15 protein-coding genes are annotated in these 21,066 nt (G+C 67.7%); 5 read left to right on the top strand and 10 right to left on the bottom strand.

What is annotated here, in order from left to right:
* Positions 1-6: 6 nt before the first annotated feature.
* The 3 genes from ACFY0T_RS25060 to ACFY0T_RS25070 all read right to left on the bottom strand — a co-directional run bounded on the left by ACFY0T_RS25060 (position 7) and on the right by ACFY0T_RS25070 (position 6,581).
* Complete coding sequence (locus ACFY0T_RS25060) at positions 7-1,722, bottom strand: serine/threonine protein kinase (protein ID WP_388874573.1); 1,716 nt, start codon at positions 1,720-1,722, stop codon at positions 7-9.
* A 118-nt stretch (positions 1,723-1,840) separates the two neighbouring features.
* Positions 1,841-4,111 (bottom strand): murein biosynthesis integral membrane protein MurJ, encoded by a 2,271-nt coding sequence (gene murJ / locus ACFY0T_RS25065; protein ID WP_388874576.1) that lies wholly within the window; start codon positions 4,109-4,111, stop codon positions 1,841-1,843.
* Positions 4,112-4,157: 46 nt separating this feature from the next.
* Positions 4,158-6,581 (bottom strand): DUF6049 family protein, encoded by a 2,424-nt coding sequence (locus ACFY0T_RS25070; RefSeq protein WP_388874579.1) that lies wholly within the window; start codon positions 6,579-6,581, stop codon positions 4,158-4,160.
* Between the two features lie 222 nt (positions 6,582-6,803).
* Here ACFY0T_RS25070 and ACFY0T_RS25075 point away from each other — a divergent pair, with 222 nt between their 5' ends.
* Positions 6,804-8,288, top strand: coding sequence for a CCA tRNA nucleotidyltransferase (locus ACFY0T_RS25075; RefSeq protein WP_388874581.1), 1,485 nt, complete (start codon positions 6,804-6,806; stop codon positions 8,286-8,288).
* 105 nt (positions 8,289-8,393) lie between these two features.
* Here the strand turns inward: ACFY0T_RS25075 and ACFY0T_RS25080 are convergent, their stop codons facing one another.
* From ACFY0T_RS25080 to ACFY0T_RS25095, 4 genes are all read right to left on the bottom strand, one after another.
* Positions 8,394-8,906, bottom strand: a complete 513-nt coding sequence (locus tag ACFY0T_RS25080) for a hypothetical protein (RefSeq protein WP_388874584.1) — start codon at positions 8,904-8,906, stop codon at positions 8,394-8,396.
* Between the two features lie 112 nt (positions 8,907-9,018).
* Positions 9,019-10,281, bottom strand: coding sequence for an MFS transporter (locus ACFY0T_RS25085; RefSeq protein ID WP_388874586.1), 1,263 nt, complete (start codon positions 10,279-10,281; stop codon positions 9,019-9,021).
* 103 nt (positions 10,282-10,384) lie between these two features.
* The gene (locus ACFY0T_RS25090) at positions 10,385-11,467 is read right to left on the bottom strand and encodes an inositol-3-phosphate synthase (RefSeq protein ID WP_388874589.1); all 1,083 of its coding nucleotides are present in this window, start codon (positions 11,465-11,467) and stop codon (positions 10,385-10,387) included.
* A 44-nt stretch (positions 11,468-11,511) separates the two neighbouring features.
* A complete protein-coding gene (locus ACFY0T_RS25095; protein ID WP_388874592.1) occupies positions 11,512-12,195 on the bottom strand; it encodes a helix-turn-helix transcriptional regulator in 684 nt (227 codons plus the stop codon).
* Positions 12,196-12,569: 374 nt separating this feature from the next.
* Here ACFY0T_RS25095 and ACFY0T_RS25100 point away from each other — a divergent pair, with 374 nt between their 5' ends.
* Both ACFY0T_RS25100 and ACFY0T_RS25105 read left to right on the top strand, forming a co-directional pair.
* Positions 12,570-15,308, top strand: coding sequence for a transglycosylase domain-containing protein (locus ACFY0T_RS25100; protein ID WP_388874595.1), 2,739 nt, complete (start codon positions 12,570-12,572; stop codon positions 15,306-15,308).
* Between the two features lie 118 nt (positions 15,309-15,426).
* Positions 15,427-16,932, top strand: a complete 1,506-nt coding sequence (locus ACFY0T_RS25105) for a glycosyltransferase family 87 protein (protein ID WP_388874598.1) — start codon at positions 15,427-15,429, stop codon at positions 16,930-16,932.
* A gap of 87 nt (positions 16,933-17,019) precedes the next feature.
* Here the strand turns inward: ACFY0T_RS25105 and ACFY0T_RS25110 are convergent, their stop codons facing one another.
* From ACFY0T_RS25110 to ACFY0T_RS25120, 3 genes are all read right to left on the bottom strand, one after another.
* Positions 17,020-18,051: an alanine racemase gene (locus ACFY0T_RS25110; RefSeq protein WP_388874600.1), complete on the bottom strand. Its 1,032-nt coding sequence runs from the start codon at positions 18,049-18,051 to the stop codon at positions 17,020-17,022.
* A gap of 128 nt (positions 18,052-18,179) precedes the next feature.
* A complete protein-coding gene (femX, locus tag ACFY0T_RS25115; RefSeq protein ID WP_388874602.1) occupies positions 18,180-19,301 on the bottom strand; it encodes a peptidoglycan bridge formation glycyltransferase FemX in 1,122 nt (373 codons plus the stop codon).
* A gap of 163 nt (positions 19,302-19,464) precedes the next feature.
* Positions 19,465-19,785: a hypothetical protein gene (locus ACFY0T_RS25120; protein ID WP_388874605.1), complete on the bottom strand. Its 321-nt coding sequence runs from the start codon at positions 19,783-19,785 to the stop codon at positions 19,465-19,467.
* Between the two features lie 285 nt (positions 19,786-20,070).
* Here ACFY0T_RS25120 and rpsF point away from each other — a divergent pair, with 285 nt between their 5' ends.
* Positions 20,071-20,361: a 30S ribosomal protein S6 gene (gene rpsF, locus ACFY0T_RS25125; RefSeq protein WP_004950685.1), complete on the top strand. Its 291-nt coding sequence runs from the start codon at positions 20,071-20,073 to the stop codon at positions 20,359-20,361.
* 72 nt (positions 20,362-20,433) lie between these two features.
* Complete coding sequence (locus ACFY0T_RS25130; RefSeq protein WP_388874608.1) at positions 20,434-21,024, top strand: single-stranded DNA-binding protein; 591 nt, start codon at positions 20,434-20,436, stop codon at positions 21,022-21,024.
* Positions 21,025-21,066 lie beyond the last annotated feature (42 nt).

The following is a 21,066-nucleotide window of genomic DNA, read 5'->3' on the forward strand; positions in this document are numbered from 1 at the left end:
GAGCCGTCAGCCAGTGAACTTCACGTCTGTGATGGCCTGCTTGTAGCCCGCACTGCTGTAGCCGTCGGCGGGCGCGCTCGGGACATCGGTGATCCAGAGCAGCACGTACTGCGTCTTCACGGACTTCGAGGCCTTCACCTTCGCGGTGGTGCCGCTCGTGGTGACCGAACCGATTTCCTTCATCCCGTCGACCGACGTCGAAGGCGACAACGAGTCCGTCGCGTACAGGTGGATCGTCGTGTGGTCCCCGACATACCGGAGCCCTATCGACGCGGCCGAGATCTCCTGGGCCGAGCCGAGGTCGTAGACGATCCCCACGCCGGGCTTGTACGGCGCGAGCTTCGGGCCGGCGTTGTACTTCTTGGTGCGCCAGTAGGTGCCGCTGTCGCCGTCGTACGTCTTGTCGACGTCCCCGGGCGCCTGGGCCTCGCCGCTCGCGACGTACTCCTGCGCGTTCTGAATTTTGATCGGCTTGACCGGCTTGGCCTTGTCGTTGCTCTTGTCGTTGCCGTCCGTCGTCTGGGTCTGCTTGGTGTCGTCGGACTTGCCGCGGTCCATGAGCGCGTCCGCGAGCTGCCAACTGCCGAGGCCCAGCGCGGCGATGAGGAGAGCCGACACGGCCCACTTGAGGGCCTTGCCGGTACGGCTCTGCAGCGGGGGCGGCGGAGTGGGCAGGGGCTGGGTGACACCCGGGCGCGGCGCCTGACGGCCGTACGTGCCCTGCTGGTACGTCGTGCGCTGGTACTCGGGCGGGGCGGTGAACGTCGGCTCCGGCGGGCGGATGCGGGGCATCTCGCTGATCGCCTTCACCAGCTCCTCCGGCGTGGTGCACGGGGATTCATGGCGGGAGGCGGTCGCGCCGTCGTTGGCGAGGGCACGCATGGCGAGCTCCGACAGGCCCCGGTGGACACCGGCCCGTACCTGGTCGGGGGCGATGAGACCGACGCCCTTGGGCAGCCCGGACAGGCCGTACGCGTCGCTCTCGTACGGCCAGCGCTGGGTGAGCGCGGCGTACAGGAGCGCACCGATCGCCTCGGTGTCGGTGCGCTGCGGGGTGTCGGAACTGATACCGCGCAGCGCGGCGTTCACGGCGAGCCCGCGGATGCGCCACTGGCCGGACGAGGTGCGCAGCACGGCACCGGGGGTCAGCCGCAGATGCGCGAGGCCCTCGCGGTGCGCTGCGGCCATGGCCTGGGAGACCTGGCTGACCATCTGGTAGGCCTCGTGCACCTCCAGCGGGCCCGAGGCCAGGAGCGTCGTCAGTTCCGTGGCATCCGGCAGCCACTCGTGCACCACATAGACGAGGTCGTTCTCCTCGACCGCGTCCAGGACCTGGACGAAGCGGGGATCGCCGAGCAGGGCGGAGGAGCGGGCCGCCGCCAGTACGGAGCGGGCCCGCGGATGATCGGCGGGCAGCAGGTGCACACCGACGGCGCGGCGGAGTTTCTCGTCCACCGCACGCCAACTGCTGAAACCGTCCAGACGGGTGACGCACTCCTCAAGGCGGTAGCGTCTGGCGAGCTTGTGACCACTGTGCAACTCGGGCGGTGAGGCCTTTCCGGGACGCTCGGTCCCGCCGCTCCCCTGTGCCTCTTCGCTTTCCGTGTCCCGCTCCCGGTTCTGGGCCACCCCGTCGGCCGTGGACTGGTCCGCCTTGGCGGTCAGCGGCTCGTCACCGCTGTTGTCTGCCACGTCGACGGCAGCCGTGCTCCGTTCCGCCACCGTCGTTCCTGCCTCCCCATCCGTTGCGCGCTGTCCGCCGCAGAAACCAATTGTGCCCACAGTCCGGCGCTATGCACGACACACGGCGACGGACGATGGTTGTGCGCGTACCCCCGCCTCAGCGCCCCAGGCGCCCGCGGACCATTCCGACCATTGAGTTGAGTTCTTCGATGCGCATCTTCCGTGCTGCGATGTAGAAGACGCCAAGTAGGGCGACCGATCCGGCGAGTAGCGCCGCGGTCGATCCGAGGGCCCCGTGCCCGAGGGCCCGGGTGATAGCGAAGCCGACCGCACCGCCCGCCAGGGCGCCCGGGATGGACGCCAGGCAGAGGCGGGCATAGGTGCGCAGCACGCGGGCGCCGTCGAGGTCGCCGCCCAGCCGCCTGCGCAGTCGCTGCCAGGCAACTCCGACGCCCACGGCGTATGCCAGACCGTACGCGCCCGCCATGCCGACGACCGCCCACTGGGAGGGCAGCACCCAGTAGCAGACGGCCGAGGCAGCTGCGTTGACGGCGGCCACGATGACCGTGTTGTAGAAGGGGGTGCGGGTGTCCTCGTAGGCGTAGAAGCCACGCAGGACCACGTACTGCACCGAGAACGGGATCAGGCCGAGGCCGAAGGCCATCAGGACGTAGCCCATGGACTGGGCGGCCGCGATGCTGCTGGAGCCGAAGAGCAGGGTGCACATGGGGACGCCCAGGGCGACGAACATGAAGGTGACCGGGACGATCGCCACTGCCGAAGTGCGCAGCCCCTGGGAGATGTCGTCGCGGACTGCGCCCGGGTCGCCGTCGTGGGCTGCCCGGGAGATCCGCGGGAGCATCGCCGCCATGACGGAGACCGTGATGATCGCCTGCGGCATGCTCCAGATCAACTGGGCATTGGAGTAGGCCAGGATGCCCGCGCCGCTCTTGCCCGATGCCTTGCCCGCCGCTGTGGCCAATTGCGTGACGACGAGGACGCCCGCCTGGTTGGCGAGGACGAAGAGCACAGTCCACTTGGCGAGCTTGACGGCCTTGCCGAGGCCGTGGCCCTTCCAGTCGAAGCGTGGGCGGAACCGGAACCCGGTCTCGCGCAGATACGGGATCATGGCCAGCGCCTGCACGACCAAGCCGAGCAGGGTACCGATGCCCAGCAGGCGGATGCCGTCCGACGGGATGTTGTTCACTGTCATGCCGGAGTCCCCGGCGGTCCCGTACACCCAGAGGAACATCCCAAACGTGAAGATCATGACGATGTTGTTCAGGACCGGAGTCCACATCATCGCGCCGAACTTCCCGCGGGCGTTGAGGATCTGGCCCATGACCACGTGGACGCCCATGAAGAAGATCGTGGGCAGACAGTAGCGGGCGAAGGAGACGGCGACGTTGTTCGATGCCGGGTCGCTCGCGATGGCGTCCGACATCAGTTGGATCAGCAGCGGCGCGGCGAAGACGGCGACGGCGACGATCACGCCTAGGGCGACCATGACGAGCGTCAGCAGCCGGTTGGCGTAGGCCTCGCCGCCGTCCTCGTCGTCCTTCATGGATCGCACCAGCTGGGGCACGAAGACCGAATTGAGTCCTCCGCCGACGGTGAGGATGTAGATCATCGTCGGCAGCGTGTACGCCACGGTCCAGGCGTCACCCAGTGTTGCGGCGCCGAGAGCGGCCGTGATGACCATGGTACGGACGAAGCCGGTGAGCCGGGACACCAGCGTGCCCGCCGCCATCACCGCGCTCGACTTCAGCAGACCCGATGCACGTCCCCCGGACTGCTTCGTGGCGGGTGCCGGTGCCGCCACGGGGGGCTGCGGGGCAGCCGGAGCCCGTTCAGGGGCCGGCGACGGTACGCCGGGCGGGGCCATGGGGGGACGGCCGTCGGTCTGTCCCTGGTCGCGGAAGAGGTGGGCGAAGGCGTCGGGCTCGTGGCGCTCCTCGCCGGCCTGGGTGACCAGGTCGTCGACGCCCACGAACTGGGTCGTGCGCGCGTCCTCGCCGTACGGCAGGTGCCGTGTCGGGCCGGCCGGTTCCGGAGGCGGCGTCTGGGCCCAGACACGCGGGTCGGGGGCGTACTGGGGCGTGGGCGGCTGGGCGTAGAGCGGCTGCTGCGGGTAGTACGTGCCGGGGGGAGGCGGGGGGTGCGCGGCACGGTCGTAGAGCGCCTCGGTCACCGGGTCCTGGGCGGAAAGATCCTGCGCGCGGTAGGGATCCTGGTCGTAGGCGTCCTGGAAGTACATGTCGGTGGACGACCCAGGCGGCACCTGGCCGTGCTCCGGCGCCATCTGGCCGTGCTCCGGCGGCGGGCCCGCGGGGTACCCGGAGTGACCCGCGCCCTGGTCCGGGTAGTCCTCGGGGTAGCCCGAGCTGCCCGCGCCCTGGCCGCGGTCACCGTCGTACGGCGCGTTCATGGTTACCCCACCTCATCGTCCCCGGGCCCACCGGCCACGACATCGCTCAACGGTCCACTCTCTCACCCGTGCCGGACGGGTCGGTGCTTTCCGGTGCGGTGTCCGGTGTCGGGTCACTCGGGTGCTCCGGGTCGTCTGCCCCGGACTCCACGCCGGATTCCCCTTCGGGACCGTGCTCGGAGTCTTCGGTGTCCTCAGTGTCTACGGTGCCGTCCGTGTCCTTGTTCACACCCCCGGCCGCGGAACCGTCCTCCGGCTCTTCCTCGGCCTGTCGGGCGGCGGCGCGCTTGCGCTGCGTGTACATCCTGAATCCGGCGAGCACGAGCAGCAGAACACCACCGCCGATCACCAGCATGACCGTGGACGTGATCTCCGTGACCTTCACTTCGAAGGAGACGGAGGGGCCGTACGCCTGGCCGTCCTTCGTGTACAGCTGGGCGACCACCTCCACCGGACCGTTGGCCTTGGTCGAGGTGGTGAACTTCACCGACTGGCTGTGCTCGCCCGCGACCTGGATCGGCTGCTCGTCGTAGGGGCCGTCGCCGATCTTGAGGCGGTTGGGCTGGCGCGAGGTGAGGCGCAGCACCAGATTGTCGACGCCCTGCACGAGGTTGTTCTGCACAGTCACGGGGATCGTGGCGCTGCGCCCGGAGAGCTTCGCGTCGGACTTGTCGATCAGATGGACCAGTCCGGTGAGGTCTTCGAGATACGACTTGACGCCCTCGCGGAAGGTCTCCGCCTGTGAGGCACGGCCCCGCCAGGACGTGGACATCCCGCGCTCTATGGCCCGACCGAACGGGGTGACCACCCGGGACTTGTCGGTGAGGATCACCTGGAAGTTGTCGAGTTTGGTCTGCGTTTCCTGGATGTCCTCGAAGGCCGACCGCGGCAGCTCCTGCTTGTGCTTGCGCAGCGAGGACGGGTAGGCGGACGCGGAGGGCACCTTCGTGGTGGCGCCCGGGTCCGGCTTGGCTTTGGCGGCCGCGGACAGGCCCTGGGACTCCGACCAGTTCCCGTCCTGGAGGGCCTTGAGCGCCTGCGCCATCGTCTGGGCCTGGCTCGCGGACGGCATCCGCTGTGGAGCGACCACGATGCTGCGTTGCCCGCCCGACTCCTGCAGATTGATCATCAGGCTCTGGGCGAGGAACTCCTGCACGGCGAGCGTGGAGCTGTCGGCCTTCGTCATGTCGCCCTGGAACGCGGTCGACAGTCGAGCGTCCGCGACCACCGCCGTCGTCCCGCCACCGATGGGACGGGCCGCGCTCGGCGTGTACGACAGTCCGCCCGTCTCGCGCAGGCTGTCGCTGCGGGCGATCACCGTGTCGGCGCCGGCCGAGGTGGCCACCTTGACAATCGACGGGTCGACGGCGCCGTCCGCGGGCCAGGCGAACTCGGTGCTCGGCTTCACATGAAGGATCGTGTCCACCGTGCTGGAGGCCACGTCGGTGGCGTCCTTGAGGTGGCTCAGCGAACCGGTGACGTTCTTGCCGTTGTGGGCCAGCGACGCGAGATCGGGGTCGGCGAAGGGGAGGGCGACGACTTTCTTGTCCTGGACCGTCTTCTCCAGCTTGTCGAGCCAGGCCTTGGCGACCGCCTGGTTCTTCCCCGCCGTGGTGGTGCCGTTCTCGGTCTGGATCCGGTAGCTGTCCCTCATCGCGTCGACGGAGGCCAGCAGATCCGGGTCGAGCACCCAGGTGACGTCGAGGTCGCTGCCCATGGTCAGGAGCTGGTCCAGGCGGCCGCCCGGGGAGATCTCCTTGGCCAGGTCGTCGTTCTTGAAGACGGGCGTCTGCTGTTCGTCCGAGCCGGTTTCCGCCGTGAGGTGGACCGTGGAGATGAGCGGCCAGAGGTACGTCGTCTTCGTCTTCGTGTCCGCCTCGTCGGGCTGCCAGGGCAGGAAGGTCCGCTGGATGCCGAGGATCTGGTCCCACGGCTGGGCGGCGGTCCGGCCGGTGAGCGAGACACCGAGCTGGTAGACCCCGTCGGAGCCGAGGTCCAGCTCCTTGACGGGCACCGAGATGCTGAAGTGCTGCGAGACGCCCGCGACGAGCTTGGAGAACTTCGCGACGTACTTGCCGCCGACCTCCGGGGCGTCGAGGCCCAGCTGGAACCCGGTGCGCTGTGCGGCGGTGTCGATGGCGGATCGGGTGCTCAGGGAGGGGCCCACGCGCAGGCCCACATGGGCATCCGTGACCGTCTGCTTGCCCTTGTTGGTGACCGAGCCGGAGACGGTGACCGTGTCTCCGTCCGTGGGGGCACTGGGGCTCAGCGAGTCGAGGGAGACATCGATCGTGCTGGATCCCGTCGCGTCGGCCAGAGAGGCCTTTTCCGCGGCGGACGCGGACGTGCTGAGGGGCAGCTGGAGCAGCCCGGCCAGCAGGGGCACCCCGGCCAGCAGTACGCCGCTGCGCCGGAGCCACCGGCGGGCAGGTGAGGGACTGATCCCCTGGAAGTCTGCCGCCTCGGCCACGCGCTCGCCCGTCCCTCGTCGTCGTCAGTGGTCGTCGGAATGTGCGTCCACGCATGGTAACGATGCGCGCTGAGGGTAAGTGCCGCGGAGTGCGCCACAAGATCGGGGGACACGGCCGACTGTCCTGTATGTGCCCGTATCGATGCCCGTATCTACAGGGGACGGCTGTGCACGTTTTATGGAGGCGCTCGAGGGTGCCTCGGCCACGTACCCTTTTCTGTTGTGCCGAACGCCAACGAAGACAACCCCATTGCCCTGAGTCAGGTGCAGCACCGCGCGGTGAGTGAACTACTGCGGGTGTCCCCTGTCGCCGACGACCTCGCCCGCCGTTTCCAGGAGGCCGGGTTCTCGCTCGCCCTGGTCGGCGGCTCGGTCCGGGACGCGCTCCTTGGCCGGCTCGGCAATGACCTGGACTTCACGACCGACGCCCGCCCCGAGGACGTGCTGAAGATCGTGCGGCCCTGGGCGGACGCCGTGTGGGAGGTCGGGATCGCCTTCGGCACGGTGGGCGCGCAGAAGGACGCCCGCGTGGACGACGTACAGCAGTCCTTCCAGATCGAGATCACGACGTACCGCTCCGAGGCGTACGACCGAACCTCGCGCAAGCCCGAGGTGTCCTACGGCGACTCCATCGAGGAAGACCTCGTACGCCGCGACTTCACGGTGAACGCGATGGCCGTGGCGCTGCCGGAGAAGGAGTTCGTCGACCCATACGGCGGCCTGGGCGACCTGTCCGCTCGCGTTCTGCGCACCCCGGGCACCCCTGAGGAGTCCTTCTCCGACGATCCGCTGCGGATGATGCGGGCCGCGCGGTTCGCGGCCCAGCTCGACTTCGAGGTGGCCCCCGATGTCGTCGCCGCGATGACGGACATGGCCGGGCGTATCGAGATCGTCTCCGCCGAGCGGGTACGGGACGAGCTGAACAAGCTGATTCTCTCCGCGCACCCGCGCAAGGGCCTGACGCTGCTCGTCGACACCGGGCTGGCCGACCATGTGCTCCCGGAGCTTCCCGCTCTCCGGCTGGAGCGTGACGAACACCACCGGCACAAGGACGTCTACGACCACACGCTGATCGTCCTGGAGCAGGCGATGGCCCTGGAGGAGGAAGGCCCCGACCTGACCCTGCGGCTCGCCGCGCTGCTGCACGACATCGGCAAGCCGCGGACGCGTCGCTTCGAGAAGGACGGGCGGGTCTCCTTCCACCACCACGAGGTGGTGGGAGCCAAGATGACCAAGAAGCGGATGACGGCGCTCAAGTATCCCAACGATCTTGTGAAGGACGTCTCGCGTCTGGTCGAACTTCACCTGCGCTTCCACGGGTACGGCACCGGCGAGTGGACGGACTCCGCGGTCCGTCGTTATGTACGTGACGCGGGCCCGCTCCTCGACCGCCTCCACAAGCTGACTCGCTCGGACTGCACCACGCGCAACAAGCGGAAGGCGATCGCGCTCTCCCGCGCATACGACGGCCTGGAGAGGCGCATCGCCCAGCTCAAGGAGCAGGAAGAGCTGGACGCGATCCGCCCCGACCTCGACGGCAACCAGATCATGGGCATCCTGGGTATCGGCCCGGGTCCGGCGATCGGCCGGGCGTACAAGTTCCTGTTGGAGCTGCGGCTGGAGAACGGGCCCATGGAGCACGACGCGGCGGTGGCGGCGCTCAAGGAGTGGTGGGCCGCGCAGTCAGAGGGGCAGACCCAGAGCTGAGACCCGTGCGCGGGTCATGTTTCACGTGAAACATGACCCAGGGGCAACGTGAAGGGGCGGTGTTTCACGTGAAACACCGCCCCTCGGCATATCCAGCTCCGCGGGTTACTTGTTGTCTCCCAGGCAGAGCGTGAAGGACTCGCCCGTTTCCTCCCAGGTCAGCGTCGCCGTCGTACCCGTGACGCTCTGGCAGGTCAGCGAAGGAAGCGAGGCGCCGTCCGCCTTCTTCAGGACCTTGTGGGTGGCCTTGGAGTCGCTGCAGTCGACCTGGACGACGTCCGGGTCGTTCGAGGTCCCCTTGTTGTACAGGCAGTCACCCACGGCCAGCTTCTTGGCGTCCTCGCCGTCCTTGTTGAGGAACCAGCCGCCGATGATGATGCTGACGCCTGCGATGGCCACGATTATGCGCAGGTACTGCTTGATGCCGCGCTTCGGGCGCTGCGGCGGGACCGGGGCGTACGGAGCCCCCTGCTGCGGGAAGCCGGGCTGGCCGGGCTGCTGGGGGTAACCCGGCTGCTGCGGGTAACCCTGCGGCGGCTGCTGGCCGTACGGGGCCTGACCCTGGGGCGGCTGGCCCTGGGCGAACGGGTTCTGGCCCTGGGGCGGCGGAGTGGTCACTTGGGGGTCCCCCTAGAACGTAGGCGCGTGACGCGAATAAGACGCACGTAAGTTATCGGGCCCCAGTGACAACTCAGTAGCCCGGAGGGGCTCTGTGGCACTGATGTGACACTTACTGCAATTCAAAGCGGGCCATAGCGGCGGCAATTGCCGCGTAGAGCGCTGCCACGATGACGACGAGGGAAACCGAGCGTCCGTCAGAAGGCAGTATCAGAGCGGCTACTGCGGCCGCGCCGACGAAGGCGACGTTGAACAGGACGTCGTAGACGGAGAAGATCCGGCCGCGGAAGCCGTCGTCGACCGAGGATTGCACGATCGTGTCCGTGGCGATCTTCGCGCCCTGTGTGGTCAGGCCGAGGATGAAGGCGGCGGCCAGCATGGGCGAAGGGGCGAACGGCAGGCCGAGCGCGGGCTCCAGGATCGCGGCGGCACCCGCGCACGCGATGATCCAGCCGCCGGGCCGCAGCCTTCCCACCGCCCAGGGCGTCACCACCGCCGCGGCGAAGAAGCCCGCCCCCGAGATGATCACGGCCAGTCCCAGCAGGGCGAGACCGTCGCCCGAGCTGGACGACCAGGCGTACCGGCAGAGCATCAGCACCATGACGAACAGGGCGCCGTGGCAGAAGCGCATCAGCGTCGTCGACACGAGTGCCCAGACCGCCTCCCGACGCGGGGGCTCGGCGAGATGGCGTACGCCCTCCACGAGGCCGCGTGCGGTGCCGACGAGCGCCGTGGCCAGATGTGGCGTCACCAACTCCTGGTCGGGGCCGAGCAGTTTCGGGGCGATGCGCAGGGAGGCGAGCGCCGCGCACAGATACAGAGCTGCCCCGACGAGGACGACCGCCGCGTCGGAGTCCGAGGCGACCAGCCGTACGACGAACGCGAGGCCCGCGCCGGTGATGGCGGCGAGTGTCCCGGCCGTCGGCGACAGGGAGTTGGCCATCACCAGCCGGTCCGCGTCGACAACGCGGGGCAGTGCGGCCGAGAGGCCGGCCAGAACGAAGCGATTGACGGCGGTGACGCACAGCGCGGAGACGTAGAACAGCCAGTCGGGGACGTGGCTCACCATCAGCACGGCTGTCACGCACGCCAGGAACGCGCGCAGGAGGTTGCCGTACAGGAAGACCTGGCGGCGGCGCCAGCGGTCCAGCAGGACGCCGGCGAAGGGGCCGACGAGGGAGTACGGGAGCAGCAGTACGGCCATGGCGGAGGCGATCGAGGCCGCCGAGGTCTGCTTCTCCGGCGAGAAGACGACGTAGGTGGCGAGCGCGACCTGGTAGACCCCGTCCGCGCCCTGGGACAGCAGCCGTACGCCGAGCAGGCGTCTGAAGCCCTGGAAGCGCAGGAGGACGCGCAGGTCACGCACGACAGCCATGGGGCACAGCCTCACATACGAGGAGGGGTCCCCGGGCGGAATGCCCGAGGACCCTCAACGGCCCAGGAGGGGAGCACGCTCAGCGCACAGCCCTGTGTCTCGCTTAGCGCTCGACCTCGCCCTTGATGAACTTCTCGACGTTGTCGTAGGCCTCGTCGTCGAAGTACTGGACCGGCGGGGACTTCATGAAGTAGCTCGACGCGGAGAGGATCGGGCCGCCGATGCCGCGGTCCTTGGCGATCTTCGCGGCGCGCAGGGCGTCGATGATGACACCGGCCGAGTTCGGGGAGTCCCAGACCTCGAGCTTGTACTCCAGGTTCAGCGGGACGTCACCGAAGGCACGGCCCTCGAGGCGGACGTAAGCCCACTTGCGGTCGTCCAGCCAGGCCACGTAGTCCGACGGACCGATGTGGACGTTCTTCTCGCCCATGTCGCGGTCGGGGATCTGCGAGGTGACGGCCTGAGTCTTCGAGATCTTCTTGGACTCGAGGCGGTCGCGCTCCAGCATGTTCTTGAAGTCCATGTTGCCGCCGACGTTGAGCTGCATGGTGCGCTCGAGACGGACACCGCGGTCCTCGAACAGCTTCGCCATCACACGGTGTGTGATGGTCGCGCCGACCTGCGACTTGATGTCGTCACCGACGATCGGGACGCCCGCCTCGGTGAACTTGTCCGCCCACTCCTTGGTGCCGGCGATGAAGACCGGGAGGGCGTTGACGAAGGCGACCTTGGCGTCGATGGCGCACTGGGCGTAGAACTTCGCCGCGTCCTCGGAACCGACGGGCAGGTAGCAGACGAGGACGTCGACCTGCTTGTCCTTGAGGATCTGGACGACGTCGACCGGGGCCTCGGCGGACTCCTCGATGGTCTGGCGGTAGTACTTGCCGAGACCGTCGAGCGTGTGGCCGCGCTGGACCGTGACGCCCTTGTTCGGGACGTCGCAGATCTTGATGGTGTTGTTCTCGCTGGCGCCGATGGCGTCCGAGAGGTCGAGGCCGACCTTCTTCGCGTCGACGTCGAAGGCGGCGACGAACTCGACGTCACCCACGTGGTAGTCGCCGAACTGGACGTGCATGAGGCCCGGCACCTTGGACGCCGGGTCGGCGTCCTTGTAGTACTCGACGCCCTGTACCAGCGACGCGGCGCAGTTGCCCACGCCGACGATGGCTACGCGAACCGAACCCATTCCGGTTGCTCCCTGTGTGTACTCGGTGAAACCCCGAATGGGCCTCACGTGGTGGTGTCGTCGGACGGATCCGGCCGGGTGCTGTCCCGGTGCCGGGGCAGGCCGCCCGTCTCTCCAGATGTGTTGTCCCGCTGAGCGGAGCCTTCGGAGCCGGAACCCTTGAGGTCCCGTCCCGCCCGCTCGCTCTCGATGAGCTCGTTCAGCCAGCGCACTTCGCGCTCCACGGACTCCATTCCGTGGCGCTGGAGCTCAAGCGTGTAGTCGTCGAGGCGCTCCCGGGTGCGCGCCAGAGAGGCGCGCATCTTCTCGAGGCGCTCCTCCAGCCGGCTGCGGCGGCCCTCCAGTACGCGCATGCGTACGTCGCGTGACGTCTGCCCGAAGAAGGCGAAGCGAGCCGCGAAGTGCTCGTCCTCGTACGCGTCGGGACCCGTCTGCGAGAGCAGCTCCTCGAAGTGCTCCTTACCTTCCGCCGTCAACCGGTAGACGATCTTGGCGCGACGCCCCGCGAGTGGAGCTGCGAGGGCGTCCTCGGGTGTGGACCCCGATTCCTCGATCAACCAGCCGTTGGCGACCAGCGTCTTGAGGCAGGGGTAGAGCGTCCCGTAGCTGAAGGCACGGAACACACCCAGTGACGTATTGAGTCGTTTGCGCAGCTCATAGCCGTGCATCGGGGACTCGCGGAGCAGGCCGAGTACGGCGAACTCGAGGATCCCGGAACGCCGGCTCATATTCGCCTCCTCCCTGTCGCTGCCTCGTCGGCACGGCCCTTATGCCGTGCTGATGTATCGACTCGATACATCAGCACGATAGAACGGCCATCCGGATGCGACAAGAGGGGTCATGGTGAACGGCGTCACATCACCGATTCATACGAAGCGAGTTGCCTGATTTGGGGTGAACTTCGGTGCTAGGTGGGTTTTGACGGTGCGTAGTCTGTGCGGCATGCACACCACCGGGAACCGAGTGACGCCTGAGGACGTCATCGTCTTTGGTGCAGTACGGGTGAATGCGCAAACGACCGCATCCGTACTTCGGGGGGACCGGAAACCAGCCGCCGTTTCCAGGCGCGCAAGGGTGCGCCTGCCCGAGGAGTAATCGTTCGATGAGCGAGCACCGTCGCAAACCGCCGCAGCCGCAAGGCGGCGGACGTGCCGCGGCCCGACGCGGCCAGCCCGGCCCGTCCGCAGGCCGCCGCGCGGCACCGCGAGGCGCCACCGGGTCTCCTTCCGACTCTTATGACTCGGGAGGTGATGAGCGCCCGTACGGTAGCCGCGCCGAGGCCCGTCGGGCGGCACAGAGAAGTAGTGGCGGAGGCCGACGCAGAGCGGCCGACGGCGCGGGTCGAGGCGGCCCCGGAGGCGGGGGCGGCCGACGTGGTGGCCCCGCGGGCCCGAACGGGCCAGGACGTGGCCGAGGCAGGGCTCCCGGGCCTGCCAAGAAACGCTTCATCGACTACCCGCGCGCCGGCAAGTACGGCGCGGCGCGCTGGGTCCCGTCCTGGAAGCTCGTGACGGGTCTGTTCATCGGCTTCTGCGGCAGCCTGTTGGCGATCGCGGGTGTCGCGTACGCGATGGTGGGCATCCCGGACGTCGCGAAAACCGCCAAGGCACAGAACAACGTCTACTACTGGGCCGACAACACTCAGATGGTCGCCACCGGCGGTGAGACGAACCGCCAGATCATCGGCTACGCGCAAATCCCCAAGGAGATGCGGTACGCGGTCATGTCGGCCGAGAACAAGACGTTCGAGACCGACAGCGGCATCGACCCGATGGGCATTGCCCGCGCCTTCGTCAACATGGCCAAGGGCGGCCAGACGCAGGGTGGCTCCACCATCACCCAGCAGTACGTGAAGAACGCGATGCTGGACGACCAGTCGCAGACGGTCTCCCGGAAGTTCAAGGAGCTGTTCGTCTCCATAAAGGTCGGTGCCTCGGTGTCCAAGGAGGACATCATGGCCGGCTACCTGAACTCCGCGTACTACGGCCGCAACGCTTACGGCATCCAGGCGGCAGCGCGTGCCTACTTCAACAAGGACGCCACGGATCTGAACCCGAGTGAGTGTGCCTTCCTGGCGGCGGTGCTCAAGGGCGCCACGTACTACGACCCCGCGGGTGCCCAGTCAATAGACCCGACCGCCACTCCGCAGGACAACCGCAAGCGCGCCGAGGCCCGCTGGAAGTGGATCCTCGACGAAGAGGTCAAGGACAAGCGCCTGACCGCCGCGGAGCGGGGCAAGTACACCAAGTTCCCCACGGTCCAGCCCCCGCGGTCGAACGTCGCGCTGAGTGGACAGATCGGCTACCTCGTCGACCTGGCCAATTCGTACCTCATCAACAACAGCGCCAAGACCGGCATCACCGCGGACAAGCTCCAGCAAGGCGGCTACGAGATCCACACGACCTTCGACAAAAAGAAGGTCAACGCGCTCAAAGCCGCCGTGGAGAAGGTCCAGAAGGCCAACATCAAGCCCAAGCTGCGCCCGAAGACGGACAAGTATGTCCAGTTCGGCGGGTCCTCCGTCGACCCGGACACCGGCGCGATCAAGGCCATCTACGGCGGTGAGGACGCGACCAAGCACTTCACCAACAACGCCGACCAGACCGGTGCCCAGGTGGGTTCGACGTTCAAGCCCTTCGTCCTCGCGGCCGCCATGTCGTGGGGTGCCCGCGATCCCGACGGCGACCCGGTCCAGGCGCAGGACGAACGCACCATCGTCTCTCCGAAGAGCCTGTACAGCGGTAAGAACAAGCTGAAGATCCAGGACTACGACGGCACTGACTGGAAGGACGACAAGGGCAAGGAGTGGTTGCAGAAGAACGACGGCGAGCAGTCGTACAACCCGCCCAGCTACAAGATCGACCTGCGTGAGGCGATGCGTGAATCCGTCAACTCCGCCTATGTCCAGCTGGGCATGGACGTCGGCCTGGACAAGGTGAAGGAAGCCGTTCTGGGAGCGGGCATCAAGGAGTCGAGCCTCGCCAGCGCCAACTATCCGTCGTTCTCCCTGGGTACCTCCTCCCCGAGCGCGATCCGCATGGCCGGGGCGTACGCCACCTTCGCGGCCAGCGGCAAGCAGCGCGATCCGTACTCGGTCGAGAAGGTCACCAACTCGGACGGCCTGGTCTTCCAGCACGCTGACATCGCGAAGACCAGGCAGGCCTTCACCGCGAAGGTCGCCGACAACGTCACCGACGTCCTGAAGACCGTGGTCGAGAAGGGAACCGGTACCAACGCCCAGCTGACCGGTCGCGAAGTGGCCGGTAAGACCGGTACCACCGACGGCAACAAGTCCGCCTGGTTCGTCGGGTACACCCCTCAGCTGTCGACCGCGATCGGCATGTACCGCATGGACGACGACGAGACCAACAAGAATCGCGAGTTCCTGCAGATGTACGGCACCGGCGGAGAGAAGACGATTCACGGTGCCTCGTTCCCGTCCCAGATCTGGCGCGACTACATGGAGGTGGCGCTCAAGGGTCAGAAGGCGGAGGATTTCCCGACGCCCGAGCCCATCGGTGAGGTCCTCAACGACACCCCGAGCCCGAGCGTGACAGCCACCGAAAGCGCAACGGAGAGTGCCACGCCGTCTCCCACGCCCAGCGAAAGCCTGACGTCTCCCTCGCCCTCGACGAGCGAGAACTGCAAGAAGTGGGACGTGACCTGCGGCAATGACGGCGGGACGGACACAGGTGGCACGGACACGGGCGGCACGGACACCGGTGGCACGGACACTGGTGGCACGGACGGAGGCGTGACCGCCACACCGACGGAGACCACGACCACCGGGAGCTCCAAAGGCAACGGCAACGGAGGAATCTTCGGCGGGCCGGCCGGATAGCCGCCTCCGTGTGTGTTTCACGTGAAACACACCGTTTCACGTGAAACAAGGGCCGCCGCACCGACCAGGTGCGGCGGCCCTCGGCGTATTCCTAGGCGCGTACGGCAGGATGTGCGACATGCCCAGTGCAGAGACGACGCGAGCGAGCGTGCACGAGCCGGAGCTGGTACGGCCGACCAAGGAGGACGAGGTCGCCGCGAGCGGCAGCGAGCTGATCGGTGGCCCCATCGGGCGACGAGCCCTGCTCGGGACGTCCTGGTGGACGCCCGTGCGGGTCGTCGCGCTCGTCGCGATCGGCATGTTCGCCCTCGGCATGGTGCAGAAGCTGCCGTGCTACGACGGTGCCTGGTTCTTCGGAGCCAGTTCGCAGTACACGCATGCGTGCTACTCGGACATCCCGCACCTCTACCAGGGGCGCGGCTTCGCCGACGGTCTCGTGCCGTACTTCGACAAGATCCCCGGCGACATGGACTACCTCGAGTACCCGGTGCTGACCGGTGTGTTCATGGAGGTCGCGGCCTGGCTCACTCCGGGCAGCGGGAGCATCCAGGACCAGGAGCAGATCTACTGGATGGTCAACGCCGGGATGCTGATGGTGTGCGCTGCGGTCATCGCCGTATGCACCGCGCGCACTCACCGTCGACGCCCCTGGGACGGCCTCCTGGTCGCTCTCGCACCTGCCTTCGCGCTCACGGCCACCATCAACTGGGATCTCCTCGCAGTGGCCCTGCTGGCCGCCGCGATGCTCATGTGGTCGCGGGGCCGCGTTCTGGCCTTCGGCGTGCTGATCGGGCTCGCCACGGCCGCCAAGTTCTACCCGTTCCTGGTGCTCGGACCGCTCTTCCTGCTGTGCTGGCGGGCCGGCAAATGGCGTGAGTTCGGAACCACGCTGCTCGGAGCCGTCGGTGCCTGGCTCGCCGTGAACCTTCCGGTGATGTACTTCGCGCCGGAAGGGTGGGCGAAGTTCTACAGCTTCAGCCACGACCGCGGGGTCGACTTCGGTTCGGTCTTCCTGTTCATCTCGCAGTGGCTGAAGATCACGATCACCTTCGACACGGCGAACACGTGGGCGCTGATCATGATGCTGCTCATCTGCGTGGGCCTGACCGTGCTCACGCTCACCGCCCCGCGACGCCCCCGCTTCGCCCAGCTCGCCTTCCTGATCGTCGCGGCCTTCATCCTCACCAACAAGGTCTACTCGCCCCAGTACGTGCTGTGGCTGGTCCCCCTCGCCGCGCTGGCCCGGCCGCGCTGGCGGGACTTCCTGATCTGGCAGGCGTGCGAGGTCGCGTACTTCCTGGGGATCTGGATGTACCTCGCGTACACGACCAGTGGCGACGCTCACAAGGGTCTGCCGACCGACGGGTACCAAGTCGCCATCGCCGTCCACCTGTTGGGGACGCTGTACCTGTGTGCCGTCGTCGTACGCGACATCTTTATGCCGGAGCGCGACATGGTGCGCCGAGCCGGTGACGACGACCCGTCGGGCGGTGTTCTGGACGGTGCGGAGGACGTCTTCGTGCTCGGTGCCGCGGCCCATCCGCCGCGGCACGCGGCGTACTTCGACGGGCCGCCGGTCGAGTGGGGCAGCCGGAGCGCGACAACCGGAGACAGTTCGCCCTGAGCGAACAGGGCGTAGGGGAGCCAGCAAAAGGCCGTACACGGTGTCCGTGTACGGCCTTTCCGCTGTTCCGTGAGGGGTGAACCTGGCTCAGCGTTCGACGATGCGATCGAACTGCGTCGTGGTGTGCCGCAGATGGGCCACCAGTTCGTCGCCGACCTTCGGCTCCGTGGCGTCCGCGGGCACGAAGAGGATCGAGACCTGCATGTGCGGGGGCTCCGCGAACCAGCGCTGCTTGCCCGCCCAGACGAACGGAGAAAGGTTCCGGTTGACCGTCGCGAGGCCGGCCCGGGCGACGCCCTTGGCGCGCGGCATGACGCCGTGCAGCGCCTTTGGAGCCTCCAGGCCCACTCCGTGCGACGTACCGCCCGCCACGACCACCAGATAGCCGTCAGAGGCCGCCTTCTGCTGCCGGTAGCCGAAGCGGTCGCCCTTGGAGACGCGCGTGACGTCCAGGACCGCCCCGCGGTATTCGGTCGCCTCGTGGTCCCCCAGCCACAGCCGCGTGCCGATGCGGGCGCGGAAGCGGGTCTGCGGGAACTGCTGCTGCAGTCGCGCGAGCTCCTCGGCCTTGAGGTGGCTGACGAACATCGTGTGCAGGGGCAGGCGGGCCGCGCGCAGGCGGTCCATCCAGCCGATGACCTCCTCGACGGCGTCCGAGCCGTCGGTGCGGTCCAGCGGCAGGTGGATCGCGAAGCCCTCCAGCCGGACGTTCTCTATGGCGGAGTGCAGATGCGCCAGATCCTGCTCGCTCACGCCGTGCCGCTTCATCGAGGACATCACCTCGATGACGACACGGGCGCCCACGAGGCCGTACACGCCGTCCACGGACGACACGGAGCGGATGACGCGGTCGGGCAGCGGCACGGGCTCCTCGCCCCGCCTGAACGGCGTCAGGACCAGCAGGTCGCCGCCGAACCAGTCCTTGATCCGGGCGGCTTCGTACGTGGTGCCGACGGCGAGGATGTCCGAGCCCAGGCGGGTGGCCTCGTCCGCGAGCCGCTCATGGCCGAAGCCATAGCCGTTGCCCTTGCAGACGGGGACCAGCCCCGGGAACTGCTCGGACACGTGCTTGTGGTGTGCCCGCCAGCGCGCGGTGTCGACGTAGAGCGTGAGCGCCATGGCCGGTCCCGGAACCTTTCTCGTGGCTGCGGTGTATCAGAGGTATGAAGGGAAATTGTGGCGGATTCGCCGGACCGACGGGGCGATGCAGGGCCGGATCAGCGGCTCGGCATGCGAATCGGGCCGGCTCAGCGGCGCGACATGTAGATGTCGAGTGCCTTGTGGAGCAGCTTGTTGAGCGGGAAGTCCCACTCGCCGAGGTACTCGGCAGCCTGCCCGCCGGTGCCCACCTTGAACTGGATCAGGCCGAAGAGGTGGTCGGTCTCGTCCAGCGAGTCGGAGATGCCGCGCAGGTCATAGACGGTCGCCCCCAGGGCGTACGCGTCGCGCAGCATCCGCCACTGCATCGCGTTCGAGGGCCGGACCTCGCGGCCGATGTTGTCCGAGGCGCCGTAGGAGTACCAGACGTGCCCGCCGACGACCAGCATCGTCGCGGCCGACAGGTTCACTCCGTTGTGGCGCGCGAAGTACAGCCGCATGCGGTTGGGGTCCTCGGTGTTGAGGGCCGTCCACATGCGCTGGAAGTACGAGAGCGGGCGGGGCCGGAAGTGGTCGCGGATGGCGGTGATCTCGTAGAGCCGCTGCCACTCCTCCAGGTCCTGGTAGCCGCCCTGGACGACCTCGACGCCCGCCTTCTCGGCCTTCTTGATGTTGCGGCGCCACAGCTGGTTGAAGTTCTTGTGGACCTCTTCCAGGGAGCGGTTGGCGAGCGGCACCTGGAAGACGTAACGGGGCTGGACGTCACCGAAGCCGGCGCCGCCGTCCTCGCCCTGCTGCCAGCCCATGCGGCGCAGCTTGTCGGCGACCTCGAAGGCGCGCGGCTCGATGAAGTCCGCCTCGATGTCGCGCAGGCGCTTCACGTCAGGGTTCTGGATGCCGCCCTTGATGGACGTGGCCTCCCAGCGCCGGATGATCACCGGCGGGCCCATCTTCACGGAGAAGGCGCCCTGCTGCTTGAGGTGCCCCAGCATCGGCTGCAGCCAGTCGTCGAGGTTCGGCGCGAACCAGTTGATGACCGGGCCCTCGGGCAGATAGGCGAGATAGCGCTTGATCTTGGGCAGCTGGCGGTACAGCACCAAGCCCGCGCCGACCATCTCGCCGGTCCTGTCGTCGAACCAGCCGAGGTTCTCGGAGCGCCACTCCGCCTTGACGTCTGCCCAGGCCGGGACCTGCATGTGACTCGCCGCGGGCAGGCTCTGGATGTATGCCAGATGCTGCTCTCGACTGATGGTCCTCAGGGTCAGGCTCATTCGGGGCGCTCCTCGGGCTGGTGTGTCCCCATGGGTACAGGGGCTCCGGCTCTCGCGCCGAAGCCTACTGCGCCCTGGGAGCGCCCCGAATGGCTGTATGGAACCTGCGCCCTGGGGACGGATGGAGAAGAGTCCCGGGGTCAGGGGAAAACGGGTGTTCGCGTCAGAAGAGGCCGCCGAAAAGGCCCCCATGGGCCATGCCGAGGAAGAAGCCGACGGACGACGCACCGAGCCCCAGAATCAGCCCGAAGCGCTCACGCGTCGTCTCGGAGATGAACTGCCCGTACGCACCGGTGAGGATTCCCACCAGGCCGGCCCAGGAGCTGATCAGATGCAGGCTGTCGAACATCGCCGTGATGAAGGCCATGATCCCGAGCACCAGTGTCACCGCGAGCAAGGTGTCCTGGAGCGGATGGGCCTTGCCATCCGTGGCGAAGAGAGAGCCGGTGGAGCCGGTGGTGTTGGGTCGCAATACCTGTGCCATGGGGCACCTCCTGCGGAAGACGGCGCATCGTAGCGCCATACACACCCGATGTGTACAGATTGACGGTCAACCCGGTCGGATTTCAACCGGAAGCCGGTGTGCAGGTAGTCTGTACCGTCTGCAAGGTGTCTGCCCAGGCCAAGGCCAGGTCACGACAGGGATTCCCGCTCGGTCCACCGACGGGGAGCCCGATTGTCAGTGGCGGCCGATACCGTTGCGAACGCATCACAACCCTCCTGCCACGGAACGACCGTGGCCGTTGAGTCCAAAGGAGGTGGGTTCCACATGCGTCACTACGAGGTGATGGTCATCCTCGACCCCGATCTCGAGGAGCGCGCTGTCTCCCCGCTGATCGAGAACTTCCTCTCCGTCGTCCGTGAGGGCAACGGAAAGGTGGAGAAGGTCGACACCTGGGGCCGTCGTCGTCTCGCGTACGAGATCAAGAAGAAGCCCGAGGGCATCTACTCGGTCATCGACCTGCAGGCCGAGCCTGCGGTCGTCAAGGAGCTCGACCGCCAGATGAACCTGAACGAGTCGGTCCTCCGGACCAAGGTCCTCCGCCCCGAGACCCACTGAGCTCCAGCTCAGCTGATCTCGGGCATCGAGTAGCACAAGCAGCCAGCAGCAAACCCGCCGAGAGGTTCCCCCATGGCAGGCGAGACCGTCATCACGGTCGTCGGCAATCTTGTCGACGACCCCGAGCTGCGCTTCACCCCTTCCGGTGCGGCGGTCGCGAAGTTCCGTGTCGCGTCCACCCCCCGCACCTTCGACCGTCAGACCAATGAGTGGAAGGACGGCGAGAGCCTGTTCCTGACCTGCTCGGTCTGGCGTCAGGCGGCGGAGAACGTCGCCGAATCGCTCCAGCGAGGCATGCGCGTCATCGTGCAGGGCCGGCTGAAGCAGCGGTCCTACGAGGACCGTGAGGGCGTCAAGCGCACGGTCTACGAGCTGGACGTCGAGGAAGTCGGCGCCAGCCTGAAGAACGCCACGGCCAAGGTCACCAAGACCACTGGTCGAGGCGGCCAGGGCGGTTACGGCGGCGGTGGCGGCGGCGGCCAGCAGGGCGGCGGCTGGGGCGGAGGCTCCGGCGGCGGCCAGCAGCAGGGCGGCGCTCCCGCCGACGACCCCTGGGCGACCGGCGCTCCCGCCGGTGGCAACCAGGGCGGTGGCGGTGGCGGCGGCTGGGGCGGAAGCTCCGGCGGTTCTGGCGGCGGCTACTCGGACGAGCCCCCCTTCTAGGCCCCTGGGCCGAGGGTGGGCCGTACCCACACTTCTTGATCA

Source organism: Streptomyces sp. NPDC001530 (genome assembly GCF_042894545.1).
GTDB lineage: Bacteria > Actinomycetota > Actinomycetes > Streptomycetales > Streptomycetaceae > Streptomyces.